This window comes from Streptomyces sp. NPDC048484 (assembly GCF_040651415.1).
In the GTDB taxonomy this organism is placed as follows: Bacteria; Actinomycetota; Actinomycetes; order Streptomycetales; family Streptomycetaceae; genus Streptomyces.
Map to the genome: position 1 here is coordinate 225,104 of NZ_JBEZJY010000008.1, position 11,169 is coordinate 236,272.

At 71.2% G+C, this 11,169-nt stretch carries 6 protein-coding genes and 1 pseudogene; 2 read left to right on the forward strand and 5 right to left on the reverse strand.

Annotation, left to right across the window (positions count from 1 at the left end):
- The first annotated feature begins 98 nt into the window (after positions 1–98).
- Complete coding sequence (locus AB0D14_RS11005) at positions 99–3,275, forward strand: trypsin-like peptidase domain-containing protein (RefSeq protein WP_362776961.1); 3,177 nt, start codon at positions 99–101, stop codon at positions 3,273–3,275.
- Between the two features lie 225 nt (positions 3,276–3,500).
- A complete protein-coding gene (locus AB0D14_RS11010) occupies positions 3,501–4,463 on the forward strand; it encodes a bifunctional riboflavin kinase/FAD synthetase (RefSeq protein ID WP_362776964.1) in 963 nt (320 codons plus the stop codon).
- 159 nt (positions 4,464–4,622) lie between these two features.
- Here AB0D14_RS11010 and AB0D14_RS11015 read toward each other — a convergent pair.
- The 5 genes and pseudogenes from AB0D14_RS11015 to AB0D14_RS11035 all read right to left on the reverse strand — a co-directional run bounded on the left by AB0D14_RS11015 (position 4,623) and on the right by AB0D14_RS11035 (position 10,791).
- Positions 4,623–5,674: pseudogene (locus AB0D14_RS11015) on the reverse strand (ABC transporter ATP-binding protein).
- Positions 5,671–6,813, reverse strand: coding sequence for an ABC transporter ATP-binding protein (locus tag AB0D14_RS11020; protein ID WP_362776966.1), 1,143 nt, complete (start codon positions 6,811–6,813; stop codon positions 5,671–5,673). The pseudogene AB0D14_RS11015 and the gene AB0D14_RS11020 overlap by 4 nt, the downstream one beginning before the upstream one ends.
- On the reverse strand, positions 6,810–7,748 hold the full coding sequence (locus tag AB0D14_RS11025) for an ABC transporter permease (protein WP_362777050.1): 939 nt from the start codon (positions 7,746–7,748) through the stop codon (positions 6,810–6,812). Before AB0D14_RS11025 ends, AB0D14_RS11020 begins: the two co-directional genes overlap by 4 nt.
- A gap of 23 nt (positions 7,749–7,771) precedes the next feature.
- Positions 7,772–8,854, reverse strand: a complete 1,083-nt coding sequence (locus AB0D14_RS11030; RefSeq protein ID WP_362776969.1) for an ABC transporter permease — start codon at positions 8,852–8,854, stop codon at positions 7,772–7,774.
- 95 nt (positions 8,855–8,949) lie between these two features.
- Entirely contained in the window at positions 8,950–10,791 is a 1,842-nt protein-coding gene (locus AB0D14_RS11035; RefSeq protein WP_362776971.1) for an ABC transporter substrate-binding protein, read from the reverse strand.
- Positions 10,792–11,169: the final 378 nt, after the last annotated feature.

Genomic DNA, 11,169 nt, shown 5'->3' on the forward strand with positions numbered 1-11,169 from the left:
GGGTCCGCGGCGGGGAGGCACCGGGTCCGGTCGGGGAGGCGCGGTATAGGGGCGGGGAAGCGCGGGTCCGGGGCGGGGAGACGCCGGACCGGGCCCTGGTGCGGCTCCATGATCCGGCCGGGCGGCCGCGCGGTACCGGTTTCGTCGCGGATCACCTCGGCACGGTCGTCACCAGCCACGAGGCGGTGGACGGCCTCTCCCACCTCGTCCTGTACGCGTCCACCGGGGACCGTACCTGCCTGGTCACGGCGGACTCGGTCACCGTTCTGCCGGCCCTCGGCCTCGCCCTCGTCCACTGTGACGGTCTCGGTCCCGGGCTCGACCCACTTCCGATCACCGTCCGGGACTCCGTGGAGACCGGCACGTACGTCCGGATCGCGGCGGGCGGCTGGCGGGAAGCCCGCGTACTGGGCTCGTCCGTGGTGACGTACACGGCGACCGACCGCTTCCATCTCCTCGACGCCGCAGTGGAACTGGCGATCGGTACGGCCGGCAGCGACGCGCTGCGGCTCGGGGGCGGGGCTGCCGGGGGACCGGTGATCGACGCGGCCACCGGTGCGGTGATCGCCGTCCTGGGCACGGCACTTCACTCCGGCCGACAGGTCGGGGGCTTGGCCGTGCCGCTGTCCGCGAGCCCCACGGCTCCCGGCTGTCCGCTCGCCGAACTGCTGGTCCGCAATGCCGCGACCGTGCCCGGGTACGGGGACGACCTCAATCTGGCGGGCGTGCTGGAACTGACGGGCACCGTCGCGACACCGCCGGGCTCCGGTGGGGCCCCTCCTGTCGAACGATCCGCGGTGGTACGGGAGTTCACCGCTTTCACCGAAGGCCCGTATGGCGTCCTCGGGCTCGTCGGCGCCCCGGGAAGCGGCCGTACGACGGAACTCGCGGCCCTGGCCGCCCGGCGTAACCAAGGCGCGGAACCGGCTCCGACCCTGTGGTTGCGCGGAGCCGATCTGCTGGCCACCGACGCGTCGGTGGCCGACGCGGCCCGGCGGGCGCTGGAACGGGCGGGGCGGATCGTGGCGGCAGCGCCTTCGTCTGTATCTGTACCTGCGTCTGCGCCGGTACCTGCGCCTGGCGCGCTGGGAGACATCGGTCCCGAGCGGCTGGCCCGCCTCGCCGGGGAGGCCGGGAGGCCCCTCCTGCTCCTCCTCGACAGCCCTGAGGAAATGCCGCCGGGCCTCGCCCACCGCCTGCCCAAGTGGGCCGCCGGTACCGCCGACTGGCTGCGGGAGCACGGAGTACGCCTCGTCGTGGCCTGCCGGGACGAGTACTGGGAGCGGGCGGGGGCGGAGTTTCCGCGGGAACTGCTGTACGGGCCGCGGTGGGGCGAGGCCGGGGGCGGGGGCGAGAGCGAGGCGCCCGGTGGGTTTCCCGCCTGCGTACGCCTCGGGGATCTGGAGGAGGACGAGGCGCGCGAGGCCCGGGACCGGTACGGCATCCCGGAGAAAGCCCTGGGCGGGGCCGACGCGCGGCACCCTCTGACGTTGCGGCTTCTGTCGGAGGTGCGGGCCGCGCTGTCCGCCGCCCCGCCCGGGAAGGTGGAGCGGGACGAGGTCTTCGCCGCGTACCTCGATCTGATGTGCCTGCGAGTGGCCGTCCGGCTCGCGGCGGCGAACGGGCTGCGTGGCAGGGCGGTGCGTCGCCTCGCGGCCAGGGTTTCCGGGCAGGTGCACGTGGCGGCGAGACGTTGTCTGGGCCCGGGGGAGGGGGAGCTGGACCGTGCGGCGTTCGAAACCCTGTTCCCGTGGGGTCCGGTGCCCGACCGGCGGCTGGGCGGCTGTTCCGGGTGGGCCTCCGCCGTGCTCACCGAGGGCCTGCTCGTGCCGGCCGGGGACGGCTATCGCTTCGCCCACGAGGAGTTCGCCGACTGGATCCAGGGAATGCACCTCGACCTGGACACGGCACTCGGGGCACTGACGCACCAGCATGGCCCCGAGCGCCCGGATGGGCCCGGCCAGCTCATCGTCCCCCGCCACCGCGTCGGCTCCGTACTGCGGGCCCTGCTTCTCCTGCCGCGTCAACAAGGGGGCGACCAACTCACCCTCCGCCTGCGCGAACTGCTCCACGCGGTCGACGGGTTCGTCGCCGGTGCCGGTGCCGGTGCCGGTGCCGGTGCCGGTGCCGGTGCAGGGGTCGGGGCCGGGTCTGGAGTCAGAGGTGATGGCGATACCAGGACCGATGCCGATGCCGATGCCAACGCCGACGCCGACGCCGGGGTCGAAGCCGGGGCCTGGTGGGCCACCCGGCTCCTCAGTGGCGTGCTGCTCCGGGTGCTTGACGCGACCCCGTATCTCGGGGTGCTGCGGCACCTCGCCGAGCGTGTGGTGACGTGGCGAGCCGAAGGGCGGTTCGTGCCGCGGGAGTTCGGGCCCGGTTTCTGGCGTGCGCTGCCCCTGCCGCAGGCCCACCGCTTCGATCTGCTGCGGCGTCTCGTCGTGGCGGACGAGGCGCCGCCCGCCACCGAACCGCGCTACCTGGACGCCGTGTCCGAGCTCCTGGTCGCCGACCCGGCCGGCGTGCAGCCGAACCTCACCCACTGGTTCGACGACGACCGCCCGCTGCCCGCGACCCCCGACGCCACCGTCGCGACCGCCGCCCAGGTCCTTCTGCACACCCACCGGCACCGCGCCCCGGACGACCTCACCGAGGCGCTGGCCGACAGCGGACACGCCCGCGCGGACGAGCTGCTGGACGTTCTCGCGGAGGAGGAGCCCGCCGCGCTCTGCTGCGCGGTCGACCGCTGGGCGCACGACGAGCGCCCGGCCCGGCGGACGATGGCGGCGGCATACGGGCTGCGGGCCGTTCCGCACGTACGCACCCAGGCCGACCGGGAACTGCTGCGCCGCGCCGCACTCGCCCTGCTCGCCAGGCCCGGCGACTGCACACTGCACGGGAGTGCCCTGGCAGTTCTGGTCCTTGATCCGCACACGCGGGACCGCCATCTGCCGCAGGCCCTGGCCAGGTTCAGGGCCGCCGACCCGCGGCTGCCCGCGAGCGCGCTCGGCGCCGCGCTGGCGACGCACCCGGAGCCGGTGCTCGCCGCGTTCCACGACCGTCTGCGGGAATCGGACGACGGCAAGGTGCTGTGCGCGCTCGCCGAGGTCACGACACCGGCGCTGGCCCGCCGCGTCGCCGCCCTCGTTGGCGATGTCGTGGAGCGGCGTCCAGGCTCGTGCGCACCCCGGACGGCGCCACCCGTTGCGACCGTGCCCTCGTCGATCTCGGCCGCCGGGTCCCCGGCTTCGCCGCGCTCGTCACTCGGTGGCTGATTGCCATGCCCGAAGACTGGAACGCTGTGGTGGGACCCGGTGCGGGCCGCACGATCGAGAACCTCGCGGGGGCGCGGGTCCCGGTGTGACCCCGTGGTTCCCGCCGCCGTCACGTGCCGCCGGTCACAGGGTCCATGCCGATGCGGGCCGAGAGGACGCGGCATGGCACCCTTAGAGCTGCGTATGAGGCAGACACGGACACAGGTTCGACGAGGAGCGGTCACAGTGCAGCGCTGGCGTGGCTTGGCGGACATCCCCCAGGACTGGGGGCGCAGCGTCGTCACCATCGGCTCGTACGACGGCGTCCACCGCGGGCACCAGCTGATCATCAGCCATGCGGTGGAACGGGCACGTGGGCTGGGTGTTCCATCCGTCGTCGTCACGTTCGACCCGCACCCGAGCGAGGTCGTCCGCCCCGGCAGCCACCCGCCCCTGCTCGCCCCGCACCACCGCCGTGCCGAGCTGATGGCCGAACTGGGCGTGGACGCGCTGCTCATCCTGCCCTTCACGACCGAGTTCTCGAAGCTGTCGCCCGCCGAATTCGTGGTGAAGGTCCTCGTCGACAAGCTGCACGCCAAGACCGTCGTCGAGGGTCCCAACTTCCGCTTCGGCCACAAGGCCGCCGGCAACGTCGCCTTCCTCACCGAGCAGGGCAAGACGTACGACTTCGAGGTCGACGTGGTGGACCTCTACGTGACCGGCGAGGCCGGCGGCGGCGAGCCCTTCTCCTCGACTCTCACCCGGCGGCTGGTTGTCGAGGGAGAGGTCGAAGGGGCCCGGGAGATCCTGGGCCGCCCGCACCGCGTCGAGGGCGTCGTCGTCCGTGGCGCCCAGCGCGGCCGCGAACTCGGTTTCCCCACCGCCAACGTCGAGACGCTCCCGCACACCGCGATCCCCGCCGACGGCGTCTACGCGGGTTGGCTGCACACGCAGGGCGAGGCGATGCCCGCCGCGATCTCCGTCGGCACGAACCCGCAGTTCGACGGGACCGAGCGCACGGTCGAGGCGTACGCCATCGATCGCGTGGGCCTCGATCTGTACGGTCTGCATGTGGCCGTCGACTTCCTCGCCTTTGTGCGTGGGCAGGCGAAGTTCGACTCCATCGAGGCGCTGCTGGAGGCGATCTCGGACGACGTCAAGCGCTCTACGGAGCTCATCGAGGCGTACGACGGTGGGCAACACGGTTAGGTGCCTGCGGTGAGCCGCCTGGGGTGAGCTTTCCGGGGTGAGCGGCCGGTGGTGAGCGGCCTGTGGTGTGTTCGGCTGTGGGTCCGTGGGGGGCTGGTCGCTCAGTTCCCCGCGCCCCTGACAGGGCACCCCTGGCAGGGCGCCCTTGATGGGGCGCTCCTAGCGGGGCGCGGCTGACGCCTCGGCCTTCTCGGCCTTGGCCCGGGCCCAGTGGCATGCGACCTGGGAACCGCCGCCGCCGTCCAGTACAGGCAGGTCCTCCCCTCGGCACGCGTCCGCGACTCCGGCGCGTTCGGCCTCGCCGTCCGCCAGGATCTGGCAGCGCGCGTGGAAGCGGCAGCCCGGCGAGATGCGGGAAGGGTCCGGAGGCTCGCCGGTCAGCAGGACCGGATCACCGGGGGCCTCGGGCAGGACTGACAACAAGGCCTGTGTGTAAGGGTGTTGAGGGGCGCTCAGCACGTCCTCCACCGCCCCGTCTCGATGATCCGGCCCAGGTACATCACCGCGACCCGGTCCGCGATGTTCCACGCGAGCCCCAGGTCGTGGGTCACCACCAGGGCGGACAGGCCGAGTTCGGAGCGGAGCCGCAGCAGCAGGGCCAGGATCTCGCCGCGTACCGACGCGTCCAGCGAGGCCACCGGCTCGTCCGCGACGATGAGTTCGGGCTCCAGGACGAGCGCGCCCGCGATGACGACACGCTGGCGCTGACCGCCGGAGAGCTCGTGCGGATAGCGCAGGAAGAACCGCTCGGGTGGTCGGAGTCCGGCCCGCGAGAGGGCTGTCGACACCGCCTCGCGCTCGTCGCCCGCGTACGCGTGGATGCGTAGCCCCTCCGCCACCGCGTCGTACACCGTGTGCCGGGGGTTGAGCGAGCCGCTCGGGTCCTGGAGTACCAGCTGGACACGCTTGCGGTACGCCTTGAGGGCGCGTGAGGAGTAGTCGAGCGGCCGGCCCGCGAAGGTGACCCGGCCCGCCGTCGGCGGGACGAGACCGAGGAGCGAGCGCGCCAGGGTCGTCTTGCCGCAGCCCGACTCGCCGACCAGCGCGACGATCTCGCCGGGCCGGATGTCGAGGTCCACACCGTCCACGGCACGAGCCCGGGCGGCGTCCCCGCGCCGGGCGGGAAAGGAGACCTGGAGGCCCTCGGCGCTCAACAGCGGAGCGGAGGAGGAAGCCGGGGACACCGAGGAAACCGTCTCGGCTGTCGTCATGGAGTGCTCCTCGCGTCTTCCGCCAAGGGTCCGGCGGACCCGGCAGGATCCGCCGGCCCGCCAGGTCCCGCAGGCACGGGACCGGCAGGATCCACATGACCCGCAAGCTCGGCCGGTCCTGCCGGTCGTGCCGGTCCGGCAGGATCCACTCGACCCGCGTCCACGTGCACGCAGGCCGCCCGGCGGTTCGGGGCGGCCGCCCGCAGCGCCTGGTCCTCCGTGGCGCACGAGTCGAGCGCCACCGCGCACCGCGGGTGGAAGGCGCAGCCGGACGGCAGCGCGGACGGATCGGGCGGATCTCCGGGCAGCCCGCGCGGAGCGAACCGGGACCCGGCGTCCCCGATCCGCGGGAAGGCCGCCGACAGCGCCTGCCCGTAGGGGTGCCGGGCGTCCTCGTACACCTGCCGGGCGGGCCCCTCCTCGACCACCCGCCCCGCGTACATCACCGCGAGCCGGTCGCAGGTGTCGGACAGGACCGCCAGGTCGTGGCTGATCATGACGAGGCCCAGTTCCTGTTCGGAGACGAGCTGCTGGATGAGCCGCAGGATCTGTGCCTGGATCATCACGTCGAGCGCGGTGGTCGGCTCGTCGGCGATGACCAGGCGGGGATCACAGGCCAGGGCCATGGCGATCATCACGCGCTGACGCTGACCGCCGGACAACTCGTGCGGATACGCGGACGCACGCGCAGCCGGCAGACCCACCTGCTCCAGGAGTTCGCCGGTCCGCCTGCGCGCCCCCGCCGCCCCGGCCTTCCGGTGCAGCAGGATCGGCTCGGCGATCTGGTCCCCGACGCGGTGCACGGCGTTGAGTGAGTGCATCGCGCCCTGGAAGACGATCGAGGCACCGGCCCAGCGGACCGCCCGTACCCGCCCCCACTTCATGGCCAGTACGTCCTCGCCGTCGAGGAGGATCTCCCCGCTCACGCGGGCCCCCGCCGGCAGCAGCCGCAGCAGCGCGAGCGCCAGCGTGGACTTTCCGCAGCCCGACTCGCCGGCGATGCCGACCTTCTGACCGGCGTCCACAGTGAGGTTCACGCCGCGCACGGCGGCCACCCCGCCGGCGTACGTCACTTCGAGGTTCCGTACGTCCAGCAGGTGCTCGGCGGTAGGCGGATGCTCTGCGGTCGGCGCGCTCAACGGGTCACTCCCAGCTTGGGATTGAGGACGGACTCGACGGCACGGCCGCACAGGGTGAAGGCGAGGGCCACCACGGCGATCGCGATACCGGGAGGCACGAGGTACCACCACTTCCCGGCGCTCACCGCGCCCGCCTCGCGCGCGTCCTGGAGCAGACCACCCCAGGAGACGACCGTCGGGTCGCCGAGGCCGAGGAAGGCGAGCGTCGCCTCGGCGAGGATCGCGGCGGAGATGATCAGGGTCGTCTGCGCCAGCACCAGCGGCATGACATTGGGCAGCACATGCCGGGACATGACGTGCCAGTGGCCGCCGCCCAGCGCCTTCGCGCGTTCGATGTACGGCCGTGACTCCACGGCGAGGGTCTGCGCACGCACCAGCCGTGCCGTCGTCGGCCACGTCGTGACACCGATCGCCAGGATGATCGTGCCCAGCGACCGGGACAGCACGGTCGCGAGCGCGATCGCGAGGACCAGCGTCGGCATGACCAGGAACCAGTCCGTGACCCGCATCATCACCGTCGCGAACCAGCCGCGGAAGTGGCCGGCGGTGATGCCGATGAGTGCGCCGATCGCGACCGAGAGGACGGCCGCGAGCAGGCCCACGAGCAGCGAGACCCGCGACCCCCACACCACAAGGCCGAGCAGACTGCGCCCGAACTGGTCCGTGCCCAGCGGGAAGTCGAGGCTCGGGCTCTCCATGGGTCGCCCCGGTGCGTTCGTCACACTCTGTACGTCGGAGCCGACGGTCAGCGGTGCGGTGAGCGCGATCAGGGCGAAGAGCGCGAGCGCGGCCAGCCCGAGGAGACCGGAGCGGTGGGCGCGGTACCGGACCCAGAAGCGGGCGGCGGAAGCGCGGCGGCGCTGCCGGGCGAGGGAGCGGGGGCCGGCCTTCGCGGCCGCGGGAGCGGTCGGGGGATTCGGTTCGGACGTCGTCATCGGCTCGTCCGGGTCCGTCGTCGTCATCGGCCCACCCTGGGATCGAGCAGCGGATAGATCAGATCGGCGAGCGTGTTCATCACGATCACCGCCGCGGCGAAGACGAAGAACAGCCCCTGCACCAGCGGCAGATCGGGCACGCTCAGCGCCTGGTAGAAGAGCCCGCCGAGACCGGGCCAGGAGAACACCGTCTCGATGAGGATCACGCCCGCGACGGTCCGGCCGAGGTTGATGAAGACCAGCGTCATCGTCGGCAGCAGCGCGTTCGGCACCGCGTGGCGACGGCGTACGAGATCGTCCCGCAGTCCCTTGGCCCGCGCGGTCGTCAGATAGTCGCTGCCCATCTCGTCGAGCAGCGCTGAGCGGGTGACCAGCAGCGTCTGCCCGTACTCGACCGCCACCAGCGTCACGACGGGTAGGACGAGGTGATGGGCGACGTCGAGGACGTACGCGAAACCCTCCTCGCCGCCGGACTCCATGCCGCCCGTTGGGAAGAGGCCCGGGATCGGCCCGACCCCGACCGAGAAGACGATGATCAGCAGCAGTCCCAGCCAGAACGACGGGATCGAGTAGAGGATCAGCGCCAGACCGGTGTTCAGGCGGTCACCGAGGCCGCCGTTGCGCCAGGCGGCCCGGGTGCCGAGGAAGACACCGATCGCCGTGTAGAGCACGAACGACGTGGCCGTGAGCAGCAGCGTGTTCGGCAGAGCCTCGCTGATCTTGTCCATGACCGGCGCCCGGAACTGGTAGGAGGTGCCGAGATCACCGGTGAGCGCCTTGCCGCAGTAGTCCGTGAACTGGTGCCACATCGGCAGATCGAGACCGAACTCCCGCCGATACGAGGCAAGTTGATCGGCCGACACCTGCCGCCCGCCCGTCATGAACTTCACCGGGTCGCCGGGGATCAGCCGGAAGAGGAAGAAGCTGGTGACCAGGACGGCGAGCAGGGAGACGGCCGCGCCGCCCAGCTTGCCGGCTACGTACCGGGGGTACGCGGTGCCGCGTACCCGTGGTCCGCGGGCCGCCGACGGCCCGGCCCCGGCCGGACCTCCGGTCTTCCCGCCTCCGGTCTTCCCGGCCAGCGAGGGTGTCGCTTCAGCGGTCATGAACGGCTCTCACTACTCGGCCACTCTCGGCTATGCGGCTGTCCCGCATTTCTGCATTTCTGTATGTCCGCCGGTCCGCCGGTCCGCCGGTCCGCCTATTCGCGGTCCTCGGCGGTGGAGCGGCGGCGCATCGCGAAGAACACCCCGAGGCCCGCGAGGACCACGACGCCCGCGACGATGCCGATGATGACGCCTGTCTGGCTCGACTCGTCGGAGGACTCGCTGGCGGCGGCCGGAGTCGCCGACCACCAGCTCCAGTAGCCGTCCTGGCCGTAGATGTTGCCCGCGGCTTCGGGCATCTTCGTGATCGACGCGATCTGGTCCGTGCGGTAGGCCTCGACCGCGTTCGGGTACGCCATGACGTTCATGTACCCGGTGTCGTACAGCCGCGACTCCATCTGCTTGACGATTTCCGCCCTCTTGGTGGCGTCGTACTCGGCGAGCTGCCGACCGTACAGTTCGTCGAACTTCTTGTCGCAGATGAAGTTGTCGGTCGCGCCGATGTCCTTGGGCGTCGCCGGGAGGGCCGCACAGGTGTGGATGGAGAGGACGAAGTCGGGATCGGGGTTGACGGACCAGCCGTCGAAGGCGAGGTCGTACTCGCCCGCGAGCCAGGGGTCGCTCACGTTGTCCCGGCAGTCGAGGGAGACCCCGATGCCGAGCTTGCCCCACCACTCCCGCAGGTACTTCCCGACCGCCTTGTCCTGGGGATCCGTGGCGTGGCAGAGAACGCGATAGGTGATCGGCTTGCCCTTCTTCCCGACGCGCTTGCCGTCGCCGTTCTTCTCGTAACCGGCCTCGTCGAGGAGTTGCGCCGCCCTGGCAGGGTCGTACGAGATCTTCTGGCCGTCCGCCGGTTTCCAGAAGTAAGGGGAGAAGCGCGGCGGGAGATAGCCCTCGCCTTCTTCCGCGTGCCCCTGGAAGACCTTGTCGACGATGGTCTCGCGGTCCACGGCCGTGAACAGCGCCCGGCGGACCTTCTGGTTCTTCAGGGACTCGTGTCCGTCACCGAACTTCTTGCCGTTCTTCGCCCGCGCGCCCGGGTTGGTGGCGAGCGCGTAGAAGCGGCGGCCGGGCGCGTCGTTGACGGTGACGTTCTGCTGGCTCTTCAGTGCCGCGGCCTGCGCGGGTGTCAGGCCGGAGACGAACGACACCTCACCCTTCTGGAGGGCCGCGACCGCCGCGTCACCGTCCTTGTAGTACTTGAAGACCAGCTCCTCGAACTTCGGAGCCCCACGCCAGAACGACTTGTTGGGCTTCAGCCGTACGTAGCTGTCGGCCTTGTAACCCGTGAGGATGAACGGGCCGTTGCCGACCACGGGAAAGTTCTTGTCGTTGTTGAACTTCGAGAAGTCGTCGACCTTCTCCCAGACGTGCTTCGGCACGATCGGCACGTCCAGCGCGGCCATGGTGGCCTGCGGCTTCTTCAGCTCGATGACCAGCTTGGTGGGGCTCGGCGCGGTGACCTTCTCGAAGTTCGAGACGAAGCTGCCGTTCGCGGTGGCCGCGCCCTCGTCGGACATCATCGTGTTGAACGTCCACGCCGCGTCCTCGGCGGTGGCCTGCTTCCCGTCCGACCACTTCGAGTTGTCGCGGATCGTGTAGGTCCAGGTGAGCTTGTCGGGGGAGGGCTCCCACTTGGTGGCCAGACCCGGGACCGCGTGGTTGTCCTTCGGGTCGTAGTTGGTCAGGTACTCGTACGTCAGCCGGTGAATGCTCGTACTGACCAGCCGCGCCGCCAGGAACGGGCTCAGCGAGTCGACGCTCTGCGCCACCGCGACCGTGAGGACCTGTTTGCCGTCCTTCGCCTCGGCACGCTGGGGCGCCGGGTTGAGCGGGGTCACCAGACCGACCGTGAGGGTGAGCGCGGCGGCGCCGGCGACCGCGAGAAGACGGAGGACGGTGCCCCTCGTGCCGTACTGGTCGTGTGTGTCCATGGCTCGCTGACCTCACGTCATCACTCGCACGGAGATGGGCTGTTGCACTGCTTGATCCGGTGACCGCGGCCGGGTTGATGTGAGTGTCTATCAGCGCTGGTCGCCATGCGTCAACGGCCCGTGAACCCCGTGTGGCCTGCGGAAATAACAAGTTGACCCAGATTTCATGGTTATTGGTCCAGACCGGTGAAGGGAGCCTGGTCGGGGGCTGGCGGCGCGGAACGGGGCTGGTGCGGCGGTGTTTTGACGCCGGTCGCGCGAGTGCGTCCCGGGACATGCCGAGGGCCCGCGCCGTGGGTGTACGGGGCGGGCCCTTGGGATGGATCGAGGGCCGATAATTCGGCCGTACGGGTTAGGCGTGCGGGCGGTTCGCGCAGT